The organism is Hymenobacter arcticus, assembly GCF_054779975.1.
Window position 1 is genome coordinate 198,695 of sequence record NZ_BAAGXF010000009.1, and the last position, 22,437, is coordinate 221,131.

Here is a 22,437-nt window from a genome sequence, read left to right on the forward strand (position 1 = left end):
CGCGCCAGCTACTGCGGCAGCGTGTAGTAGTAGCGCAGCGCCTCCAGCGCCGAGGCCTCTTGCTGCGCCGCGCCGAAACCCAACTTGTGCTGGCGGGCGTAGCGCTGCACCTCGTCCTGATGGGCGGGCAGCACCGCTAGCAGGGCTTTGAGGCTGCTGACCTCGGCCGTAGTGCGGGCCGTGCGTACGTAGAGCTTGTCGGTCTGCCGGTATTCCAGGCGCAGCACCTGCTGCACGTAGGCTTGATTTATTTTTTTGGAGTGGCTGGCCAGCAGGCTTACCGGGCCGCCCAGCAGCAGGTCGTAGTAGCCGGTGGGCAGCGCCTGGCCAGCCGAGTCGGCTGCCAGCCGCACAAACCGGTGCCCGCCCAGCGTGAAGGAACTGACCTCGCCCGGCACCAGCGTAAAGGCCGCCGCCAGGCCCGGGTAGCTTGCCACCACCTGGCCCAGCGCCAGGTCATAGCGCAACGGCACCGCCCCAAAGGCGGCCCCACGGTAGACTACCGTGCCCAGCTGCGGCGCAGCATCCAGAAAGAAGGGGTGGCTGATTGTGCTAGGCTTCACGTAGTCCACGTATTCGGGCCCGTTGAAGAGCAGTGATTCGGGCCGCACGGTGCGGGTGTACACTTGGCCCGCCGCCGCCACGGCGGCCGTCAGGGCGCTGGAGTCGGCCGGGGTTTGCGCGGCGGCGTAGCCTGCGCTGGCCAGCGCCAGTACCAACCCATAGCCCACCCGATAGCGTAATTTTGTCATCAACCTCACGTCGTTAAAAAGCCCTTACCCAACCAGTTTGCATAGCCATGTCTGGTAGCAAGTTGCAATGATAACGCCGCGGCCGACAACTAAGTATTGCGTTGCTGCCTACGTGAGGTAGTTACATGAAGCTGGTTTCCATACTACTTCAATTTAGTGAAAGGAAAATATTACGAATGAAAAAAATATTTTCCCGATTATTCACCCGCCTGCGTCGCCGCGCGCCGCGCGCCGCGGTCACCTTCCGGCTCACGGCGCTGCCGGCCAACACGCCGGCCGGGGCCACCATTTACCTGGCTGGCTCGTGCAACGGCTGGACCACCGACGACCCGGCCTACGCCTTTTCTTTCGACCCCGCCGCCGGCAATTATTACCTCACCCTGCCGCCCGGCCGGGGCACGCTCGACTATAAGTTTTGCCGCGGCAGCTGGGTCACCATCGAAACTGATGCCGACAACCGCGCCATTCCCAACCGGCGCTATATCTTTGGTCAGCAGCAACAAGTAATTGAGCAGCAAGTAGTTAATTGGGAGGACCAGGGCGGTAGTATTCCGCCGCGCCAGCATTCGGCTTCGCCCAATGTGCACATCTTAGCTCCCGCCTTTGCCATGCCGCAGCTGCGGCGCACGCGCCGGGTGTGGGTGTACCTGCCGCCCGGCTACGAGGGGGGCACCCAGCGCTACCCGGTGCTGTACCTGCAAGACGGCCAGAACGTCTTCGACCAGTACACCTCCTTCGCCGGCGAGTGGGGCGTGGATGAAACCCTGGATGCCCTCGCCGCCAGTGGCCTCGACCCGCGCGGCTGCGTGGTGGTGGCCGTGGACAACGGCGGCCGGCACCGCCTCGACGAGTACTCGCCCTGGCGCAACAAGCGCGTCAAGCGCGGTGGCGAAGGCGCGCAATACGTTGATTTTTTGGTCGATACGCTTAAGCCATACATCGACCACCACTACCGCACCCAGCCCGCGCGCGACAGTACGGGCGTGGCCGGCTCCAGCATGGGCGGGCTGCTGGCCACCTACGCGGCCCTGCGCTACCCGGCCGTGTTCGGACGGGTGGGCGTGCTGTCGCCGGCCTACTGGTTTGCCACGCCGGCCCTGCTGAGCTACGTGGCGCAGCAAGCGCCCCGGTCCGATACACGCTGGTACTTCGTGTGCGGCGCTCAGGAAAGCCCCACCATGGCGCCGCTTATGGCCACCGTGCGCGACGCGCTGCAAGCGGCCGGTGTACCTGACAACAACTTAAATTACAAGGTGTTAGTAGATGGCGTGCACGCCGAATGGTTTTGGCGGCGCGAGTTTGGGGAGGCCTACCGCTGGCTTTTTGCCGAGGCGGCGGGCTTGCCGACCGCGGCGGCCCCCAGCACTTCCTTGGCGTAGTAGGCGCAAAAATCGGTGAGCGGGCACACGCTGCACTTAGGTGAGCGGGCCACACAGATGTAGCGCCCGTGCAAAATCAGCCAGTGGTGGGACTTCGGAATCACGGCCTGCGGAATGTACTTTACCAGGCCTTTTTCTACGGCCAGCGGCGTGGTGGCGGTTTTGGGTACCAGCCCCAGCCGGTGCGACACCCGAAAAACGTGCGTATCCACGGCCATCGCGGGCTGGTTGTAAATCACCGACACCACCACATTGGCCGTTTTGCGGCCCACGCCGGGCAGGCGCTGCAATTCCTCAATGGTGCTGGGCACTTCGCCGCCAAACTCCGCCATGAGCAAGTGCCCGAGGCCGGCCAGATGCTTGGCCTTGTTATTGGGGTACGACACGCTGCGGATGAATGGAAAAATATCCTCGGCCGAAGCCGCGCCCAGCTCGGCGGCTGTCGGAAACTGCGCTAGCAGGGCGGGCATCACCAGGTTCACGCGCTTGTCGGTGCACTGGGCACTTAGCACCACGGCCACAATCAGCTCGTAGGGGTTACGGTAGGCTAACTCCGTTTTGGGCTCCGGAAAGTTGGTGGTGAAGTAGTCGATAAAGCGGCGAAACCGTTCGGGGCGCGTCATGGCAAAAAGGTAGCAAAACTGGGCTTTAAGCCAAAGCTACCGCCAAAAGCGAGCAAAAGGAAAAGCAGAAAAGAACGTCAGAAACTAGAATAGAACGTCATGCTGAACGCAGTGAAGCATCTCGCTCGCGCCGTTGGGTTAATAACCTGATGGCACAAGCGAGATGCTTCACTGCGTTCAGCATGACGTTCCTTTTTTAATTATTCCTAACTACAAAAAGCTCAGCCCCTAGCGCATAAACGTGCGCGAGTACTGCAAAATGGCCGCCGTGGTAGCTGGGCGCGGGGCGCGGGCGAGGCGGTCGAGGGTGCGCTGGGCCAGCAGCAGGTCGGCGCAGGCGCTGGCTAGGGCAGGGTCGTGCAGTAGGGCTTCTTCGAAGTCGTGCTGCTCGTCAGCCGGCAATTCGTTGTACACGTAGCGAAGCAACGTCGGGTGGGGTAAGGTTTGAATCATATAGGAGCGAATGCGCGGCCATTTTTTTCCGCAGGTTGATAAGCGCGTAACGCATACGACCGAGCGCAGTATTGATGCTGACGCCGGTTGCGTCGGCTATTTCCTGAAAGCTCATGTCGCCGTAGTGACGCATTAGGAGTACTTCTTTTTGGGCAGTGGGCAGTTCCTGAATCAGCTGGCGCAGGTGCGCGTGGCTTTCCTCGCGGCCTAGTACGTCGTCAGCTGACTCTTCGGACAACTGTAACGAGTTGGCGAGCCCCATATTGTCATCGAGGCTGGTTTGGGGCGCGCGCTTGGCCCGGCGAAACGCGTCGATGGCCAAGTTGTGCGCAATGCGGCACAGCCACGAGCCGAACTTGCCCTCGTCCTGGTAACGCCCGCTTTTGAGGGTGTGGATGGCCTTGATGAAGGTGTCCTGGGTGAGGTCGTCGGCCATGTCTTCGTCGCGCACTACCAAGTGAATGGTGGTGTAGACGCGCGCCTGGTGGCGCTGGAGCAGCTGGGCAAATGCCGCTTCACGGCCGGCCAGGTAAAGGTCGATGAGCGCAGAATCGCTCGGCTGCAAGGGTTCCATAAAGGGCTACGGGTTATTGGGGAACGTAGAGCTTCTGGTCGATAGGGCAGCCGTTAAAAATTTACTGGGTGAGCGGAAAGTGAAGCCGCTATAATCAAGCCAAATGTAACAGGTGGGCCGCGAGTTGTGCAAATAAGCACTGGCGAAGGCGCAACTTTATTTTGTGTTTTCAGTAGCGCCCGCCCCGGCGCAGGTACCGAAGGCCGGAGCGCCCCGCCGACATGGGCAGGCAGTGCAGTTCCCTGCCTCAACCTAACTATCGATAGGCCGTTGTAGAGGCAGGGCGGCCCATTTTCCGCTGCAACACTATGCGAATAATTGCTCCTTTTGCCGGGTTACTACTCGTTGGTTTGATAGGGGGTGGGTGCGGCAGCCCCTCCGAAACTGCCAAAGACGGGGCGGTGACCCTAAAATTCAATTTTGCGCCGGGCAGCAAGTTCACCTACGCCGTAGAAAGTACGCAGCAAATAGACGCGCCCGGCCAGAAAATCGGCCAGTCGATAACCATGGTGAGCAGCTACGCGGTGCAGGCCGGAGCCGGCACGTCGAAAAACCTGACGGTATCCTACGACCGGGTAGCCATGAAAATGGATGCGATGGGCCAAAAGCTAGCCTACGACAGCAGCAACCCGACCACCAAAAGCAGCCCCCTGGCCTTGATGGGGGGCCTGGTGGGCAAGTCGTTCGAAGCCACGCTCACCGACGAAGGCAAGGTGACCAGCATCAAAGGCGTTGACGCCCTAGTAAATGGCATGGTAGACCCTGCCAACCCCAACGCGGCGGCCGTGCGCGCGCAAATGAGCAAAACAATGAACGACAGCACCTTGCAGAGTGCATTGGAGCAGTCGTTCAACATTTACCCAGACCACGCGGTGAAACCTGGCGATACGTGGTCCAAAACCATTAAGCTGGCAATGGGCCCCTTAAGCATACGGGCGGCCAGCACCTATAAGCTGAATAGTGTGAGCGCAGGCATCGCGCACTTGGGCATTACGAGCAAGCTCGATGGCCAGGGGGCCATGGATATGTCGGGCACCCAAACCGGCACCATGGATGTGGAGGTAGCCACCGGCATGCTTACTGATAGCAAAATCGTGCAGATGTTAACCAGTAAACCCGGCGCGCCCGCCGCAAAAATTACCACCAACATTCATGTCACGGGCACCAAAAAATAAAACACATTAGCCTAGACTATAGCTACTTGCTTATGACTACTTACCTCGCCCTGCACTACTGGGCCGGCTCCGGCCGCGAATTTGAGCCCCTGCTGCCGCTACTGCCGCCCGGCAGCAAGCTGCTGGCCCCCGACCTGCCCGGTTTTGGCAGCCAGGCCGCCCCGGCGGGCTTCGACTACTCGGTGGCCAGCTACGCCGACTGGGTAGCGCAGTATATTGAAGAGAGTCAACTAACTGATTATCAAATAATTGGTCATAGTATGAGCGGTAAGGTAGCCCTGGCCCTGGCGGCGCGCCAGCCGGCCGGGCTGCGCGGACTCATCCTGCTGGCACCCTCGCCGCCCACGCCCGAGCCCATCAGCGACGCCGACCGGGCCGCCAGCCTGGCCGCCTACGGCCAGCGCGCCGAGGCCGAAAGCACCTTCACCAAAATCACCAGCATCCCGCTCTCCGAGGAGCAGCGCGCGCAGGTGATTGCGGACAACCTGCGCACCACCCAGGCCGCCTGGGATGCCTGGCTGCTGCGCGGCTCCCGCGAAGACATCTCGGCCCTGATGCCCCAGGTAAACGTGCCCTGCCGCCTACTGGTGGGCGAAAATGACCGCGCCATTCCGCTGGCCGCCCAGCGCCAGCAAACGCTGCCGCTGCTGCCCGCCGGCTCGGCCCTGGTGGCTGTGCCGGGGGCCGGCCACTTGCTGCCGCTGGAAGCCCCGGAATTTATTTTTAGCGCGTAGGGGAAGCTTTAGCTTGCCGCCGAAAGGCGCAAATTATTGAAGTACAATAACTTAGATAACGACTGGCAAGCTAAAGCCTACCCTACATGGCTACCTACCAAAACCCCGTGCTGGACTGTGATTTCCCGGACCCCAGCGTGCTGCTGACCTCCGATGGTTACTACTACGCCTACGCCACTCAGGCCAAGTATGCGGGGCAAGTGCTCAACTTTCAGGTGGCGCGCTCCCGTGACCTGGTGAGCTGGGAGCACCTGGGCGAGGCGCTGCCCACCAAGCCCAAGTGGGCGGCCACCAGCCAGCGCTTCTGGGCCCCCGATGTGAGCCGGCACACCAATGGCCGCTACCTGCTCTACTACTCGGCGCAGCCCAACGACCCGGCCGCCGGGCTGTGCCTGGGCGTAGCCGTAGCCACGCACCCCGCCGGCCCGTTCGTGGATAGTGGCGCGCCGCTCCTGGCGGGTGGGCCAGGCTTTGAAAACATTGACCCCATGCGTTTTACGGAGCCGGATACTAGACGGCAGCTGCTATTCTGGGGCTCGGGTTTCGGGCCGCTGCGGGTGCGCGAATTGGCCGCCGATGGGCTCAGCTTTGCGCCCGACAGCGTGGCACAGGTGGTGGTGGCGCCCCTGCTCACGGGCGATAAGGCTGCCTATGGCCACCTCATCGAAGGCAGCTGGGTGCACTACCGGGCGGGCTGGTACTACTTGTTTTACTCGGGCGACAATTGCTGCGGCCCCGATGCCCGCTACGCGGTGCTGGCCGCCCGCGCCCGCCAGCCCACCGGCCCCTACCAAACCCTGGCGGCCGCTACTGGTACGGCGGGTACCATTCTCACCGAAAATGCGCGCTGGCAAGCGCCCGGCCACAACTGCCTCCTCACCGACGCGGCGGGGCAGGACTGGCTGCTCTACCACGCCATCGACCGGCAGCAGCCCACCTACGATGCCCTGAACGCCGAGCAAGGCTACTCGCGCCGCGTCATGCTGCTCGATAAAGTTACCTATGATGAAGCGGGCTGGCCGCAGGTGGGCACGCCCTCCATTTTGCCCCAGCCAGGGCCGATAATTAGGTAAGTAAGAGCTTGCTAGTTAGATAATTATATAAAAAAGGAACGTCATGCTGAGCTTGTCGAAGCATCTCTACCTCATCGTTGGATGAAGCGGTAGAGATGCTTCGACAAGCTCAGCATGACGTTCCTTTTATCCCCTTCTTCCTATCCGCCTTAGTCCAGCGAGCGGCCTCGGAACAGGATGTAGCCCAGGTGCGCGTACAGCCCAAAGCGGTTGTTGGGATTCGGGTCGTCGTAGTAGAGCGCGTGCAGCGCCAGCGGCCCCACCGGCGTGGTGAAAATGAAGCCCGTGGAGGCCGTGAGGTAGGGCCGGCTGATGCCGGCGGCGCGGTCGGCTACCTGATTGTTGTCGTTGAGCTGCGCAATGTTGAGGTGCGTAAACAGCTCAGAGCGCCACTCTAGCTTGCCCAGCACCAGCTGCGAGTAGCGCACGCCCACGGCCGCAAAGCGCGGCGAGCGGTAGCGCTCCAAAAACCGGGTGCGCGAGTCGGGCAACGGCGCAAACAGGGGGGCGGTGGTCAGCGAGGAGCGGTAATTGAAGAACTCACCCTGGCCACTTATCGTTATTTCGCCGAAATAGCCCCAGGCCGAGCGGTCCTTTTGCAGCGGGTAGTAGCGCTCGTAGGTGCCCCTAAATTGAATCCACTCATGGTGCCGCGAACGCTCGCCCAGGTCCTGAAAATTGGAGGTAGAGCCGGGGTTGTACACCTCGGTGCCCGTAACGCCCCGCAGGGTGATGATGGCGCGCCGCCCGCCGGTAGCGTACTGCTTGCGGTTAAGGGAGTTGCGCGCAAACCGAATGGCCGCCGTAGCCCCTTTGAAAGAGGTGCGGTCGAGCGTGGCAGAGGACGAAATATCTTGTAGGTTGGAGTAGTTATCAACGTTATAAAAGGCCCCCAGGTCGAGCACCATGCGCGAGCGGTAGCGGGGCGATACCCCAATCTGGGCCCCGATTTTGGTGTCCTTTTGCTGCACCTGGGTGCTGAGGGCATCGCTGCCCAGCAACACGCCCGTCTGCTGAAAATCCCACTGGTTGTAGGTGACGATGGGCGAAATATAGAACGGCAGCTTGCCCGGCGCATTCACCCGGAAAGTGGCCTGGGCTCCGTTGTAGAAGCGCCCCACGCTCACATTGGCCGCCGCCGAGTATAGTAGCCGGCGCAGGTAGCGAAACTCCACGCCCAGGTAGAGGCTTTCGATGGGCCGGGTGCTGAGCGTAAAACCTAGGTCGGCGGCTACGTTATTATTGCGCTGAGCATCAATACTAAATACGTAGCCTTTCAGCTTTTCATCGTAGCGAATGCGGGGGTAGATGTTGCGGAAGTAGTCGTCGGAAGCCAGGCGGTAGTAGCCTTCCTCCAAGTCATCGATGGTATACGTAGAGCCGCTGCGCCGAAAAAAGCTGCGGGCATACTCGTTCTGGTCGGGCCGCAGGCCGTGCACTTCCACCTCCACAAAGCGCGGGGCCGGCACACTCTGCTGAAACAGCGAACGGCGGCGTTGCAGCTCCACCGTATCCACGCGGCGCCCGATGCGCTGCTTTATTTCGGCCAGCTTGAGCTGCGTGGCCGTGTCGCCCTGGGCAATAAGAATGCGTACCTTGTCGAAATCGGCCGCGCCCAGGCTGCCCAGGTTGGGCTGAATATAGATGCCGTTTTTGCCTACGCTATTGGTATCGGCCACGCTGGAACCCAGAAAAACCAGCGTGCTGGTGAGCAGCGCGTCGTCTTTCTTATACGGGTACTTTTTAAGCGACACGTCGCCCACGTTCACCCCAATCATGATGTCGGGCTTAAAGTCCTTACGCATCACGTTGGTAGGAAAGTTGTTCAGCACCGCGCCATCAAATAAATAGCGGCCGTCGAGGTTGCGAATGGGCCGGAACGCCAGCGGGTAGGCCATCGAGTTGCGCACGGCGTCGGAGAGCGAGCCCGATTTCTGCACCACCTCCTGGCGGGTAAACACCTCGGTGGCCAGGGCGCGGTAAGGCACAAACAGGTTGTCGAAGTTGTACTTGGCGGCGGCCCCGGCGGGTGCCAGCAGCCGGGTGAGCGCAAAATTCAGGTTGAGGTCGTTGACAAGATTGGGCGAGATGTTAGCCTTCAGCGTGGAGTCGATGGCCAGCCCCAGGCGCAAGGACGACGGCGAGGGCTCGGCCGTGAGAAAGTTGAACGTTTTGTCGGGTAGCGCCTTGCCATTGGCCCAGTTCTGAAACTCCTCCGACAGCACAATCTGCTCGATGTCGCGCGGTGAGTAGCCGGCCGCGTACATGGCCCCCACCACGGCTCCCATGCTGTTGCCCACAATGTAATCGATGGGGATGCCGTTGGCTTCCAATTGCTTGAGCACGCCCACGTGCGCCAGGCCTTTGGCCCCGCCGCCGCTTAGTACCAGGCCCACGCGCTGCGCGTGCACCGGCACCAGCAGCCCCCACATCAGTACCAAGCACAGTAATTTTTTATACATAAAGAAGAAAAATAGGACTGCAAGTTACGTGTGGTATACGCCTGGGCTTTTGCCGCGCGCTGCCGGGGCCAGCAGCTTGTGCCAAGAGGTGGGCTAATGGGTTATGTTGTTTAACAATCTGATAATGAATGTTAAACAACAAATAAAAAGCTTGCCTTTTCGTGCAACCTCCCCTGTTTTCCGCTGTTATTTTGAACCACTACTTTTCTGGCCCCCTGATGAAAACCCCTGCCCCCGACGCCAACAGCAGTAGCACCCCGGTTCGCAAGCGCACCAAAACCCGCCCCGCCACCCGCCGTCGCACCGACGAGAATACCTACACCGACCCCCACCTGCGCGAACGCTTGCGCACCGAGATTCGCGCCGCAGCCAAGGGCGGCGAGCCCGGCACCTGGAGCGCCCGTAAATCGCAGCTGCTCACGCTGGCATACCAAAAATCGGGCGGCGGCTACCTCCAGCTCCACCCCAATGCCAAGCAAAAAAGCCTGACGAAATGGACTGACCAGCAATGGGAAACCAGCGACGCCAAGCCCGCCCGCCGCGCCGGCGGCACCACCCGCTACCTGCCCGCCAAGGCCTGGGACGCCCTGACCCCCGCTGAGAAGAAGGCGACCAACGAGAAAAAAAAAGCCACGTCCAAGGCCGGCAAGCCGGTCGTGGCCAACACCGCAGCCGCCAAGCAGGCTCGCAAGCGCGCCGAATAGCCTCCTCGCAAGTGGCTCGTCGGCAATAGCCACTCTCCACTGTGCCCCGTACTACTGGGCTCCCGTTAGCCATTAGTATCGTATGAAAGAGTTTTTTGTGGAGCTGCTGGGCTTGGCGGCCAAAGCCGATACCATCACGACGAGCCAGATTTGCTGGCGCACGCTGGTTGTATTTATTATTGCGCTCATCTTATTGCGCGTATCGGGCCGTCACACCTTTGCTAGCAACAGCGGGCAGGAAACCGTGGTAAAGTTTATGTTGGGCGCCCTGCTGAGCCGGGCCATTGCGGGCGATTCGCCGTTTGGCGTTATTCTCGCTGCCTCGGCGGCGTTGGTGCTGCTGCACCGGGCTTTTGCCTATGCTACCTATTTTTTCCCGGCTTTTGGCCGCTTAGTGAAAGGTGAGTCGTCTGTTTTGGCTGCCGATGGTAAAATTGACCACCAGGAGCTGAGGCGGGCTTCTTTTTCGGAAGAAGCCCTGCACGCGGCCCTGCGCGGGGCCGCCAACCTCGACGACCTCACCAAGGTGCAAGAGGTACGCCTGGAGCACGACGGTACCGTAACCGTGGTGAAGAAGGAGAAAGACAGCTAGGGTTGCCTGATTAAGCAACCTGCCTGCCCTACAAACAAGTAGCCCTGCTCAACACCATCTGGGCAGGGCTACTTGTTTGTAAAACACTGAAAACCAGTATCTTGCGTATTAATCCCGCTTGCCCTTCAGCGCTTGCTTGAGCGCCCCTAGCTCGTCGCGCAGCTTGGCCGCCTGCAAAAAGTCCAGCTCTTTGGCCGCGGCTTCCATTTTCTTCTCGGTGGTTTTGATGAGCTTTTCGAGCTCGGCGCGGTTCATCATGGCCACTACGGGCTCGGCGGCCATGGCTAGTGCCGCGCCGCCTTCGGCGTAGGCGCCGGCGGGCGCTTGCGCTTCCACCGTGCGATAGTCGGCCAGGTCGGTCTGACCCAATATCTGCGCATGGCTCTTGCGCACGGTGCGTGGGGTAATGTTATGCTCTTCGTTGTAAGCCTGTTGGGTGGCGCGGCGGCGGTTGGTTTCGTCAATGGCGCGCTGCATCGAGCCGGTCATGCGGTCGGCGTAGAGGATTACCTTGCCGTTCTCGTTCCGCGCCGCCCGGCCCATTGTTTGAATCAGGGAGCGCTGGTCGCGTAGGAAGCCTTCCTTGTCGGCATCCAGAATGGCGACCAGGCTAACTTCTGGTAGGTCAAGACCTTCGCGCAGCAGGTTTACCCCGATGAGCACATCGACTTCGCCCAGCCGCAGGCGGCGCAGTATCTCCACGCGGTCCAGGGTTTTCACGTCCGAGTGAATGTACTCGACCTTGATGCCCAGGCGCTCCATGTACTTGCTCAGCTCCTCGGCCATGCGCTTGGTGAGGGTGGTCACCAGCACGCGGTCGCCGGCCTTCACGCGCTCGTCCACCTCGTCGAGCAGGTCGTCAATCTGGTTGACGCTGGGGCGCAGGTCAATCACGGGGTCGAGCAGGCCGGTGGGGCGGATAATCTGCTCCACCACCACGCCGTTGGCCTGGGTCAGCTCGTAGTCGGCCGGCGTGGCCGATACGTACACAGCCTGCCGGTACATGCCCTCAAATTCGTTGAAAGTCAACGGCCGGTTGTCAAAAGCTGAGGGTAGCCGGAAGCCGTATTCGATGAGGGCCGTTTTGCGGCTACGGTCGCCGCCCCACATGGCCCGAATCTGGGGCATGGTGGCGTGGCTCTCGTCCACTACAAGCAGGTAGTCGTCGGGGAAGTAGTCAAGTAGGCAAAACGGCCGCGAGCCCGGCTCGCGCCGGTCGAAGTAGCGCGAGTAGTTTTCGATGCCTGAGCAGTAGCCCAGCTCGCGTATCATTTCGAGGTCAAACTCGGTGCGCTCCTGAATGCGGCGGGCCTCCACGTCGCGGCCCTCCTTCTCGAAGTACTTGTGCTGCTGCACCATATCATCCTGAATCTCGTGGATGGCGGTGTTCAGCGTTTCCTTGCCGGTCACAAAAAGGTTGGCCGGGTAGAGGGTCATGTTCTTCTCGTCGCTCAGCTTGCGGCCGCTCACGGGGTCGATTTTCTGAATTGCCTCAATCTCGTCGCCGAAGAAGAAAATGCGGTAGGCGTAGTCGGCATAGGCCGGAAACACGTCCACGGTGTCGCCCTTCACCCGAAACGAGCCGCGCTTAAACTCCACCTCGGTGCGCGAGTACAGAATCTGCACAAACTGGTAGAGCAGGTTGTTGCGCGAGTAGCGGTGGCCGGGTGCCAGAAAAATAACATTCTTGCTAAATTCCTCGGGGTTACCAATGCCGTAAATGCATGACACAGAGGCAATTACTACCACATCGCGCCGGCCGCTCAGTAGCGTGCTGGTGCAGTGCAGCCGCAGCTTCTCAATCTCTTCGTTGATGGCCAGGTCCTTCTCAATAAAGACGTCGGAGCTAGCGATGTAGGCCTCGGGCTGGTAGTAGTCGTAGTAGCTGATGTAGTATTCGACGGCATTGTGCGGGAAAAACGCCTTGAACTCGCCGTAGAGCTGGGCGGCCAGCGTTTTGTTATGGCACATCACGAGGGCGGGCTTGCCGGTTTCGGCAATCACGTTGGCCATCGTGAAGGTTTTGCCCGTGCCCGTGGCACCCAGCAGCACTTGGGCCGGCTCGCCGCCGTTCACGCCTTTTACCAGCTCGGCAATGGCGCGGGGCTGGTCGCCGGTGGGTTGGAAGTCAGAAGTAAGCTGATAAGTGGACATGCGCGGGCGATAAGTGACCAGAAAAAGGCCAATCTTCCTAACCCCAAACCAGCCGCCGGGGTTTCTGCACTTCCAAAAAAGCCAGTTCCTTTTGGGTCTTCGCCGGGCGCTACTGCGGCCGCAGGCGCAGGGTAGCCACTGGGGGCGGGGTATTGCTGGGGTTGGCGGGCGCAGGCCGCACGGCCAGTAGGCGCGCCCAGTACGGCTTTTGGTGCAGCGTCACGGCCACCGAGTCGGTGGTGTTGGGCTGGTTGCGTTCATTGCAGCCCAGGCACAGGCGCAGGGAGAGGGGCTGCGCTTTGCCATCGTGCAGACTGATGCCCACGGCCACGTAGCCCGCCGTGATGCACTGCACATCGGCGGGGCAGCGCGAGTCGCTCACTTCCGTGAGGGTAGCCTGCACCGTGAGCCCCGGCGCAAGGGCGATGGTAGTGGGCTGCTTGTAGACCAACTCGGTTGGCGGAGCTGAAGCTGCGCTACGTTGAGCAGGGGTAGTGCCAGGGCTGGTGGTGCTACAGGCTAATAAGCCGCCGCCCAGGAGCAGGAGAAAGAAGTTTTTCATAAGAAGCAGCCCGTTTGCTCAGCGGAAAGGCCGAGTAGCTGTACCCGTAAACTGCGGGCAGCTGGGCCCGGGGCACCGTGGCCTTTGTGGGCCGCAAGCTAACACAATGGCGCGTGGCCAGGCGGGCGCCCATTATCAACGTACCCGCCAACGCAATCAGTAATAAGCGTAAGAGTATGGGCATAAGCTTGTTAACAGAGAGGGTGAGGTAGTGCGGCAAAGGTGGTTAGCGCCTTTACTGAATCTTGAAGCCCCGGCCAAGCTCTACGCCAGCTTCCAGGCCAAAGCTATAGGGGCGCTGCTGCTGCAGGAAATCCTGGCTGGGATTGGCATTGAGGCTGAGCACGCCCAGCTCGGCCACCGGCCCCAGGTTGAGGGCCCATTGGTGCCCGGCGGGCCGGTACTGCACGCCGCCCCCGCCCCGCAAACCCACCGACAGGTGGCGGTAGGGCGAGCTAACCGAGGCGGGCGTGTAGGTGCGGGCGGCTTCGGGGTTGCCCTCTACTTCGCTGCGCACGTTGAGCAGCGCCGTAACGAAAGCGCCCATGCGCCCATAAAACGAAAAGCCGCTTTTGGTGGGGTTGGAGTAGCGGGCCTCCACCGGCACGCTCACCGAGCGGTAGCGGTACGTGGTGCTTTGCAAGCGGGCGGCGGGCTTGGGCGCAAACACAGCTTGTGAGTAGGATAGGTCGGCCACCTGCTCACCCACAAAGGCCACGGAGCTGGCCGAGCTGGCCGTGTTCTGCGTGAGCTCCAGGCCGGTGCGCAGGCCCCAGCGGCTGGCCCCCAGCCGACGCGTGGCCCACACACTCAGGCGCTGGCCCAGGCCGGCGCGCAGGTTGTTGCGGTATTCCGCCGCTGCCGAGCGCGTAATAATGGGGGAGTTCAGACCAAACGCGGTGTTATACGAGTCGGCTGCTTTAGAAAAATCAATGTTAGGCTGAAACGCGCTGGCTGCATAGGATGCCCCGTATTGCCAGTTGCGCGCGAGCTCCAGCGGTGGGCCCGCCGCTACGGCTACGGGGGCCAAGTTGACGGGCAGGCCTGCCGGGGGCACGGCTGCCAAGCTAGCCCAGCGCGTGGCCAGGCTGCCTTCGCTAGCTGATGTTGCGCTGGCTAGCGCGGAAGCCGGTAGGGCGCCTGCCGTCACTTCATCAGTTGGTACCTGGCGGGTAATCGCTGCGCCTTTACCCGCACTAGGCTGCCCCGGCGTGATATTGGCTAAGTCACTGGTTGATAAGGCTAACGCAGTAGACGTTTCCGGCGTCCGGCCCGTAGCTGATTCTTCCGTAATGAACCGGGCGGCTATTTGATTACGCGTAGCAAACGTGCGGTTGCGGCTGCTAGCTGCCACTAGTTCGCCAGCAGTGCGGGCCGTAGTAGGCTGCGCTTGCGCTGTCCGCAAATGACTCACAGCCTGGGTGTAGGCTGCCGCAGTTGTGGGCTGGATGGGGCGCGAGGCCGAAAGCGTAGCAGTTTGGTCGATAGGGGAGGAGGGAGAGAGCGTGGAGGAAACGGCTGCTACGGTAGCTTGGTTGGCCGAGCCGAGCGGGGCCGTGGTGGCCAGCGGAGTGGCGGTGGCGGCGCGGCGCGCCGTAGCCAGTCCCGGCCGGTCGGCCGCCGCAGAGGTGGCGCGGGCCAGCGTGGCTGTAGTAGGAGAGTCCTGCTGCTGGCTGTGCCACCAGCCACCGCCCGCCAGCGAAGCCAACAGCAAGCTGGCCGCCACTGCCCACCGGTAGGCGGCCAGGCGATGGCGGTACTTCTCGTTTTGGGCCAGCAGCAAGCGGTTGTCTATATGCTCCCACACTTGGGGGCGGGGGGGCACGGCCGCCGCCTCACTCTCCAGCAGGTGGTGGCGAAATAGGTCTTCGAGGCTACCCTTGGGCGGGGTGGATGGGTTCATAACGGGCTAACAATAACTTACTTAGTAGGGGGTTGGAGGCGGGCGAGCTTGTTTTGCAACACTACGCGGGCCCGCGAATACTGCGACTTGCTGGTGCCCTCCGAAATTTCGAGCATCTCGCCGATTTCGCGGTGCGTGTAGCCCTCAATGGCATATAGGTTGAATACCAGGCGGTAGCGCGGGGCCAATTCTTGTACCACGGCCAGCAGCTCGCTGTAGGCATAGCTGCTGAACGTAAACTCGTCGCTGGCCAGCGTTTCGGGGTAGTCGCCGTCGCTCACGGCCACCAGGGGGGCGTTGCGGCGGTGCTGGCGCAGGGCGGCGTTCACCATGATGCGCCGAATCCAGAACTCCAGCGGGCACTCGCGCCGAAAGCCGGCCAGCGTCCGAAACACCGTCACGAAGCCCTCCTGCAACACGTCTTCGGCCTCAAACGTGGTTTGGGCGTAGCGTAGGCACACGGCCATCATGCGGGCGGCGTAGCGCTCGTACAGCTGCTTTTGCGCCAGCTGGCGGCCTTGCAGGCAGCCATCGATGAGGTCTTCTTCGCTGAGCACCGCGCTGGGGGTGGGGCGACTTGCGGTGAGGGGGCCAGTAGCTGGGGGCACAGGGTCGTTGGCCAGCGCGGGCCAGGCAGCAGCACTCATGAGCAAAGCCGGGCCGGGCCGGGGTAGAAAGCTTTCAACATATGCGCTGCTAACTGCGAATGAAAGATACGTCTTTGCACGAAACCAGGCATAAGTGCCTGCCCCGCACCCTTAAGAAGCGCAAGCCGCGCCAAGCGTTGCAACGGGCGGATAAATAACCCGCTTGCCGGAGCTAATAATTTGTTAAATAATGAGTTATGTTTAAGCTGGCAAAGCCCTTATTGGCTATTGATATAGCCAATGCGCATGCAAAGGCCAACGGTTTGGCCTGGTTTGCCGTTTCTCACTAGCCACAGGCAATTCACTATTTTTCCTTTTCCCCGATGAAGACCCTCATCTTGTTTTACTCCACCTATGGGCACGTTTGGAAGCTCGCCGAAGCTATTGCCGAAGGTGCCCGCGAAGTGGCTGGCAACGAAGTAGTTGTAAAGCGTATTCCCGAAACGCTGCCCAAAGAAGTGCTCGACAAAACCGGGGCTACCGGTGCTCAGCAGGCTTTCGCCCACTTGCCCGTAGTTACCGCCGATGAGTTGGTAGAATACGACGCCATCATCTTTGGCACGCCCACGCGCTACGGCAACCTCTGCGGCCAGATGCAGAGCTTTATGGACAGCACCGGCGGCCTCTGGGCCAAGGGCGCGCTGGTGGGCAAGGTAGGCGGCGCGTTTGTGAGCACCGCCACCCAGCACGGCGGCCAGGAAGAAACCATCCGTAATTTCCACACCGAGTTGCTGCACCATGGCTTCGTTATCGTGGGCCTGCCCTACGCCTGGCAGGGTCAGATGGGCCACACTGAAGTAACCGGCGGCACACCCTACGGCGCCAGCACCGTGGCCGGCGGCCAGGGCGAGCGCCAGCCCAGCGCCAACGAGCTGGAGGGTGCCCGTTTCCAGGGCCGCCACACGGCCGAAATAGCTAGCAAGCTAGCTAAGTAATTGATAGATAAGGCCTAAAAAAGCAGGGGCGGCTTACCAACTGGTCGGCCGCCCCTGCTTCTTTAGGCTTGGTTCCAAATGGCCCAGGCGGCTTCGGCTTGCAGCTCCAGCATTTCAAAGCCGTTGTTAATGTGCGCCCCCGCCGCCTGGCCCCGCTGCAAAAACAGCGTTTCGCGCGGGTTATAAATGAGGTCGAACAGGTAGTGCGCCGGCGTGAGGGCCGCGTAGGGGAGGGGCGGGCACTCGCCCACGGCTGGGTAGGTACCCAGCGGCGTGGTATTGATGATGAGCGAGTGGGCAGCCAGCACATCGGGCGTGAGCTCGTCGTAGGTGAGGTGGGCACTCAGGGGGTCGCGCGATACGAGCCAGTGGGCAATGCCCAACTCACGCAGCGCCACGCCCACGGCTTTGGCCGCGCCACCGGTGCCCAGCACCAGCGCCCGGCCCATGGCGTGCAGCGGCTCCGGGTAAAACCGGCGTAGCGACTCGCGAAAGCCCACGTAATCAGTGTTATGCCCCACCAGACTGCCATCGGCCGCAAACTCAATGACATTAACCGCCCCCACCAGCGCGGCCGATGGGGCCACGCGGGTGAGGTAGGGCCAGATTTGCTCCTTATAAGGTATAGTTACGTTCAGCCCCGCCAGCTCGGGGTGGCGGGCCAACAGGGGTACCAGGTCGCCGGCTTCGGCCAGCTCAAACAGCTCGTAATGACAGTCCGTGAGCCCCAGGCGGTCAAATTTCTGACTGAAATAAGTCTGGGAAAATGAGTGGGCCAGCGAGCGGCCCAGTAGCCCAAAAGTGCGCATGCTTGACTACGTGAATAAGAAATGGATAAACATAACTATTTGCTAAGCAAGTAGTTATGTTTGATACAGGAATTGGCTTCAGCTACGCGGCGCGGGCCTGTAGCTTTTTGCGTACAAACTGCCAGGCCGCCGGGGCTATCGATAACAGCACAATGGCAATAACGACCAGCTCAAACTTCTGCTGCACAATAGGAATGTTGCCAAACAAGTAGCCCAGCACGCTCATCGAAGTCACCCACAGCACGGCGCCCACTAGGCAGTAGGTGGCAAAAGTGCGGTAGCTCATGGTGCCCACACCCGCCACAAAGGGCGCAAACGTGCGCACAATCGGTACGAAGCGCGCCAAGATGAGCGTTTTGCCGCCGTGCTTGGCGTAGAAAGCCTGCGTTTGCTCTAAGTAGCTGCGCTTCAAGAGCTTGAAATCACCCCGGAAAGCCCGCGGCCCTATCTTATCCCCGATGAAATAGTTGAGGTTGTCGCCCAAAAAAGCCGCCACCACCAGCAGCGGAATAAGGATGCTCAGGCTGAGGCCGCCCCGCGCCGCCAGCGCCCCGGCAATGAACAGGAGCGAGTCGCCGGGCAGGAAAGGGAAGATAACCACCCCGGTTTCGACGAAGACGATGATGAAGAAAAGCAGGTAGAGAAGGTTGCCATATTCCTGCACGAGCTTATCTAAATTAAAGTGCACCAATAGGTCAAAGAAATGCTTGAGTGGTTCCATAAAAGGCGAGGTATTGAGCCCGCAAAGAACGCAAGGCTGGTACGAACATTGCCAAGCGCCGCCCCAACGCCAGCTAGCCGGCTGGTAGTAGAGGCACTATAAAAAAAATGCGCGCATGATTGTGTACAAGGGGGGAGACTGGTGGCAGGCGCTCCGGCATTTCCACACCTCCGCCGTTATTCGCCAGTTGTTGGTGCGCGTTAGCCTGGTGGGGGTGTATGGCATTGCTATTGCCATGTGGGGTATCAATTATCACCACAGTATGCTGAGCATCAGTCGGGAGTATTTTTCCTTCTTGGGTATTCTGCTGAGCTTGCTCCTGGTTTTTCGCACCAACACGGCCTACGACCGATACTATGAAGGCCGGCGGGTGTGGGGCGAGCTGGTGTCGCAGTGCCGTGGCCTGGCCATTGAGCTTAATGCGGTGCTACCCCGCGATGCGGCGGCCAGCCGGCGCTACTTCGCCGCGCTCATCTCCAATTTCCCTTTTGCCCTGAAAGGCTCCCTGCGCAACCAAATGAAGTTTGAGCAGATGGAAGCTACGCCTGACATCCTGGAGCGTTTGCGAGCGGCTGAAAACGTGGCTGTTACGTTATTAGCCGTATTGCAGGAAAGCCTGGAGCAGCTGCGGCAAGTTGAAATAATCCGGGACTTTCACCTGCTCAATTTCAAGACGCACTTTCTGAGCATGATGTCGGTGAACGGCACGTGTGAGCGCATCAAGGCCACACCCATCCCCTTCTCCTACACCTTCTTCATCAAGGCTTATATCCTGACTTTTATTGGGGTTATGCCTTTCGTCTTGCTCTCTACGTCGGGGTATTTCATGGTACCCATCACCATGTTTGGGGCCTATGCCCTACTCGGCTTGGAAATGATTGGGGAGGAGATTGAGAACCCGTTCGGCATGGACTCCAATGATTTGCCGCTCACGCAGTTATCAAATCGCATTCGGGTGAGTGTGCACGATATCCTGCGAGTAGAGCTGTCGGAGCAAAAAAAGGCCCTGGCCGCTGTGCCCTACAGTGTTGTGCACTAAACCAAGGATTGTATCGAATGAATGGTTTTTTGAACAATGGGCACAGTTGTTGTAAAGCCACTACCGCCCTTTTTAATTGCACAATTCTGGGCAAAAATATTAATCTAATTTTTAGGTGTTTTTTTGAAAAATTAATAGCCGCAAAATAGATACTTGCGTACAAGGCGACACTTGCGAAAGCAGGTAATCCCTACAAGACCTCATAACTCCCTCATTTTCAACATGCAAACACGTACTCTTACGTCAAAAGCTAGCCTCGGCTGGCTTTCTTGGCGGACCTTCCTCCCTCTCTTTGCCCTACTAGCTGGGTTAAGTGCCTCACAGTCGGCGCGAGCGCAGACCGTATCCTCGACTTACTATAACGATGGTATTGTGCTAACGCGCCAAGTTGTTGGAAGTGCCACTCAGGACGCTAACCACAATTATGCTGGTCTTGCTACTGAGTCGCCATATATCGCATACGATAAGCTAGGTAAGTCTACCCCTTCGCTAAACTTAGGCATTTATGACCTGAGTGGAACAAGCAAATTGGTATTGAATGGTGGCTCGATTGAGGCTGACCCACCTGCGGCAAATAAGACAGCTAGTTACACCATTACTACTACCCGCCTGCAGTATCGGGTATACGCACAAGGCGCAGCTACGCAGCCGGCGTATATGTCAGTGGTTCTACCACGTAATGGCTCACTCAATGGTAGTCAGTTTTACTCTAACACTACAGATGCTAACGTCAATCTTCTAAGTGGTCTCTCTGTTGGAGGCACATACATTCTAGAGGTCGTATTTCAAACTGACACGCAAGGCTCGAATGGCTCTACCAATACTGACCAAGACCCTGTAACGACTACGTACCAAGCACAGTTTGTGCTTAATGCGCCTACACCTCCCTCTTTTGTTGCGGCCAGTCCTAACACTATTCTGATAAACCCAAATAATGGTGGTGATGTATCCTACACAACTACCGTCTTTAACGGGGCTAATCTTGGTGCCTTCGATGTGAATACTGGCAAACTGTTGTTAAATGGTGGTACATCTACTACTATAGAAAATGGCAACAATAATATCACTGACGTTTCCCTCTATTACCGTGTGCACAGCTCTGCTACAGCTGGTGGTGGCTTTAGCTTTGTGTCACTTGCTCAAACTCAAGTAGTAACGAACGCAGACGGAACAAGGACTCGTAGTTTCTCTTTGAATAGTGCTGCGCAAAATTTATTAAATAATATTAATATTGCCAGTGGTTATAATGTAGATGCCTACTTTGTAGCTAGCTACACTAATGGCAGTAATAACTTCACTGTTCGTGATGATAATGGGGGGAATTACTATGTAGCTAATTTTTCAGTAACGGGCACGGCTATCGTCACGGTAGTTTGGACTGGTGGGATTGACGATAACTGGTTTAACCCCAATAACTGGAATCCCAAACAGATTCCTACGGCTACTACTAACGCCCGCATACCAGATTTCCCGAGCGGTTCTAACATCACCTATCCCAACATCTATAGCAACGTAGTAAAGCAGCCAGTAGGTGAGATGACCACTACTAACCCCGATGGTACGAAAAATACTATCCCGGCTACACCTGGCTACGACAACACAAATAGTGGCAATGCGATGGTTCGTGACCTCACCATGAGCGGCACATCCCCAACGCAACGAAGCATTTTGCGTCTGATTGTTGGTCGCCTCGACGTTTTTGGAGACTTTAACAATACGCAACAGAGCTTTATCCAACGGGCTGGCACTACTATTAGCTTCAAAAGCCAAGGCAACCAGACTATCAGTGGTAACACGAACGGTTTTACCAACGTTGAAATTGACGGTGCTGCCGGTAGCATTAAGACCCTTTCTAGTGCCTTCAGCATTAAAGCTGGGGGTTCACTAAAGTTTATCAACGGTATTCTGCAGACTGATATATCGCAAACTGATACTAATTATATCAGCTTTGATGCAGCTACTACAGAAGCCGGCACCGGCATTGTAACACCAGCCGGCCGCCTGCTTAATGAAACTAATGATTCCTTTTTCCGGGGATATCTAATTACTACGCAAACCTCCGCACCGGGCACTACGCAAGACTTCAGCAACATTGGCCTTACCACTACTTTCACTGGCCTTGACCCTGGTCCCGTATTCGTTAGCCGTAACACGGCTGGCAACTACGCCCCCACTGCTTTCGGCGGTGCGAACCCAAAGCCTGGCATCCGGCGCGTGTTTGGTGTGCAACCCAATAATCCGGGTACGAATACTGCCGGCCTCAATGCAGTAGTGCAGTTTGCCTACCTCGACAATGAGCTTGTTAACCTGCGGGTTAACACAACTAACCCTCCTGATTACAGTGGCAGTGTAGATAAAACAAAGCTCGCGCTGTACGTTTCTACTACCGGTGGCAACACGTTCAGTCAACTAGGTCGTGACTCGAACGATAATAACGTACTCATAAAGTCAGGCGTAACTACTTTCGCCACGTTCACGCTCAGCGAGCAGCAGACGCCACTGCCTGTCAAGCTCATCTCGTTTGATGCTAAGCGCACCAGTGCTAATGCACTTATCACTTGGGCCACCGCTGTAGAAATTAGCAATTCGGGTTTTGAAGTGCAGGTCTCTACTGATGGCACTACGTTTCGCAAGCTTGCTTTCTTGGCCAGCCAAGCTATCAACAGCACATCGGTGTTGAAGTATAGCTTCCTCGATGATGAAGCCAACAAGACAGGCACGCGTTACTACCGCCTCCGCCAGATTGATGAAGATGGTAAGGACGACTTCTCGCCAGTACGCGTAGTAAGCTTCTCTACCGCGAGCGCCAACCAGGCTACTACGCTCACTTCGTACCCTAACCCATTCACTACTAGTGACTTGCCGGTTATCCTGGTGCAGTCTGCTACCGCTGGTGATGCCACCTTGCAGGTAGTCGATATGATGGGCCGGGTGGTTGCCCGTCAAGCATTCACTACCGTTGCTGGTATTCAAGAGGTTAGCCTCCCGCAAGCTAACTTGAGCACCGGTGTTTATGTAGCAAAAGTTACCTTGGCCACTGGCGAAGTAAAAACCATTCGTATCCAGAAACGATAGTCAATAGGCTGTTATTCCTGCAACCTAATTAAAAAGGTCCGGCTCTCTTAGGAGGGTCGGACCTTTTTTAT

At 58.8% G+C, this 22,437-nt stretch carries 20 protein-coding genes; 9 read left to right on the forward strand and 11 right to left on the reverse strand.

The annotated features are described in order from the left end of the window. Window positions 1-8: 8 nt before the first annotated feature. The gene (locus ACYVGC_RS16120; protein ID WP_460584872.1) at window positions 9-752 is read right to left on the reverse strand and encodes a hypothetical protein; all 744 of its coding nucleotides are present in this window, start codon (window positions 750-752) and stop codon (window positions 9-11) included. 176 nt (window positions 753-928) lie between these two features. On the opposite strand from ACYVGC_RS16120, the gene ACYVGC_RS16125 reads away from it, so the two are divergent. Further along, window positions 929-2,131 carry an alpha/beta hydrolase-fold protein gene (locus ACYVGC_RS16125; protein ID WP_460584873.1) on the forward strand — a complete coding sequence of 401 codons (1,203 nt, stop codon included), beginning with the start codon at window positions 929-931 and terminating at the stop codon, window positions 2,129-2,131. Here ACYVGC_RS16125 and nth read toward each other — a convergent pair. From nth to ACYVGC_RS16140, 3 genes are all read right to left on the reverse strand, one after another. Beyond that, a complete protein-coding gene (gene nth / locus ACYVGC_RS16130; protein WP_460584874.1) occupies window positions 2,062-2,754 on the reverse strand; it encodes an endonuclease III domain-containing protein in 693 nt (230 codons plus the stop codon). The genes ACYVGC_RS16125 and nth overlap by 70 nt on opposite strands. Window positions 2,755-2,982: 228 nt before the next feature. After that, entirely contained in the window at window positions 2,983-3,168 is a 186-nt protein-coding gene (locus tag ACYVGC_RS16135) for a hypothetical protein (protein ID WP_460584875.1), read from the reverse strand. Further along, window positions 3,146-3,781 carry an RNA polymerase sigma factor gene (locus tag ACYVGC_RS16140; protein ID WP_460584876.1) on the reverse strand — a complete coding sequence of 212 codons (636 nt, stop codon included), beginning with the start codon at window positions 3,779-3,781 and terminating at the stop codon, window positions 3,146-3,148. Before ACYVGC_RS16140 ends, ACYVGC_RS16135 begins: the two co-directional genes overlap by 23 nt. Before the next feature lie 308 nt (window positions 3,782-4,089). On the opposite strand from ACYVGC_RS16140, the gene ACYVGC_RS16145 reads away from it, so the two are divergent. From ACYVGC_RS16145 to ACYVGC_RS16155, 3 genes are all read left to right on the forward strand, one after another. After that, window positions 4,090-4,956 carry a DUF6263 family protein gene (locus tag ACYVGC_RS16145; protein ID WP_460584877.1) on the forward strand — a complete coding sequence of 289 codons (867 nt, stop codon included), beginning with the start codon at window positions 4,090-4,092 and terminating at the stop codon, window positions 4,954-4,956. A 32-nt stretch (window positions 4,957-4,988) separates the two neighbouring features. After that, a complete protein-coding gene (locus ACYVGC_RS16150; RefSeq protein WP_460584878.1) occupies window positions 4,989-5,690 on the forward strand; it encodes an alpha/beta fold hydrolase in 702 nt (233 codons plus the stop codon). An 86-nt stretch (window positions 5,691-5,776) separates the two neighbouring features. Further along, complete coding sequence (locus ACYVGC_RS16155; RefSeq protein ID WP_460584879.1) at window positions 5,777-6,763, forward strand: glycoside hydrolase family 43 protein; 987 nt, start codon at window positions 5,777-5,779, stop codon at window positions 6,761-6,763. A 149-nt stretch (window positions 6,764-6,912) separates the two neighbouring features. On the opposite strand, the gene ACYVGC_RS16160 is transcribed toward ACYVGC_RS16155, so the two are convergent. After that, entirely contained in the window at window positions 6,913-9,225 is a 2,313-nt protein-coding gene (locus ACYVGC_RS16160; protein WP_460584880.1) for a patatin-like phospholipase family protein, read from the reverse strand. A gap of 218 nt (window positions 9,226-9,443) precedes the next feature. Here ACYVGC_RS16160 and ACYVGC_RS16165 point away from each other — a divergent pair, with 218 nt between their 5' ends. Further along, a complete protein-coding gene (locus tag ACYVGC_RS16165; RefSeq protein WP_460584881.1) occupies window positions 9,444-9,929 on the forward strand; it encodes a hypothetical protein in 486 nt (161 codons plus the stop codon). 82 nt (window positions 9,930-10,011) lie between these two features. Continuing rightward, window positions 10,012-10,521, forward strand: a complete 510-nt coding sequence (locus ACYVGC_RS16170; protein WP_460584882.1) for a DUF421 domain-containing protein — start codon at window positions 10,012-10,014, stop codon at window positions 10,519-10,521. Between the two features lie 108 nt (window positions 10,522-10,629). Here ACYVGC_RS16170 and uvrB read toward each other — a convergent pair whose 3' ends face one another. The 4 genes from uvrB to ACYVGC_RS16190 form a co-directional block, all read right to left on the reverse strand. After that, the gene (uvrB, locus tag ACYVGC_RS16175) at window positions 10,630-12,675 is read right to left on the reverse strand and encodes an excinuclease ABC subunit UvrB (RefSeq protein ID WP_460584883.1); all 2,046 of its coding nucleotides are present in this window, start codon (window positions 12,673-12,675) and stop codon (window positions 10,630-10,632) included. Window positions 12,676-12,784: 109 nt separating this feature from the next. After that, a complete protein-coding gene (locus ACYVGC_RS16180) occupies window positions 12,785-13,237 on the reverse strand; it encodes a hypothetical protein (RefSeq protein ID WP_460584884.1) in 453 nt (150 codons plus the stop codon). A 235-nt stretch (window positions 13,238-13,472) separates the two neighbouring features. After that, the gene (locus ACYVGC_RS16185; protein ID WP_460584885.1) at window positions 13,473-15,140 is read right to left on the reverse strand and encodes a porin family protein; all 1,668 of its coding nucleotides are present in this window, start codon (window positions 15,138-15,140) and stop codon (window positions 13,473-13,475) included. Window positions 15,141-15,157: 17 nt separating this feature from the next. After that, window positions 15,158-15,787, reverse strand: coding sequence for an RNA polymerase sigma factor (locus ACYVGC_RS16190; RefSeq protein WP_460584886.1), 630 nt, complete (start codon window positions 15,785-15,787; stop codon window positions 15,158-15,160). A gap of 323 nt (window positions 15,788-16,110) precedes the next feature. Here ACYVGC_RS16190 and wrbA point away from each other — a divergent pair, with 323 nt between their 5' ends. Continuing rightward, window positions 16,111-16,722: an NAD(P)H:quinone oxidoreductase gene (wrbA, locus tag ACYVGC_RS16195; RefSeq protein WP_460584887.1), complete on the forward strand. Its 612-nt coding sequence runs from the start codon at window positions 16,111-16,113 to the stop codon at window positions 16,720-16,722. Window positions 16,723-16,784: 62 nt separating this feature from the next. Here the strand turns inward: wrbA and ACYVGC_RS16200 are convergent, their stop codons facing one another. Beyond that, window positions 16,785-17,531 carry a shikimate dehydrogenase family protein gene (locus tag ACYVGC_RS16200; RefSeq protein WP_460584888.1) on the reverse strand — a complete coding sequence of 249 codons (747 nt, stop codon included), beginning with the start codon at window positions 17,529-17,531 and terminating at the stop codon, window positions 16,785-16,787. Window positions 17,532-17,613: 82 nt separating this feature from the next. After that, the gene (locus ACYVGC_RS16205) at window positions 17,614-18,252 is read right to left on the reverse strand and encodes an SNARE-associated domain-containing protein (protein WP_460584889.1); all 639 of its coding nucleotides are present in this window, start codon (window positions 18,250-18,252) and stop codon (window positions 17,614-17,616) included. Window positions 18,253-18,367: 115 nt separating this feature from the next. On the opposite strand from ACYVGC_RS16205, the gene ACYVGC_RS16210 reads away from it, so the two are divergent. After that, window positions 18,368-19,291 (forward strand): bestrophin family protein, encoded by a 924-nt coding sequence (locus ACYVGC_RS16210; protein WP_460584890.1) that lies wholly within the window; start codon window positions 18,368-18,370, stop codon window positions 19,289-19,291. A 222-nt stretch (window positions 19,292-19,513) separates the two neighbouring features. Beyond that, window positions 19,514-22,366, forward strand: a complete 2,853-nt coding sequence (locus tag ACYVGC_RS16215; RefSeq protein ID WP_460584891.1) for a T9SS type A sorting domain-containing protein — start codon at window positions 19,514-19,516, stop codon at window positions 22,364-22,366. Window positions 22,367-22,437 lie beyond the last annotated feature (71 nt).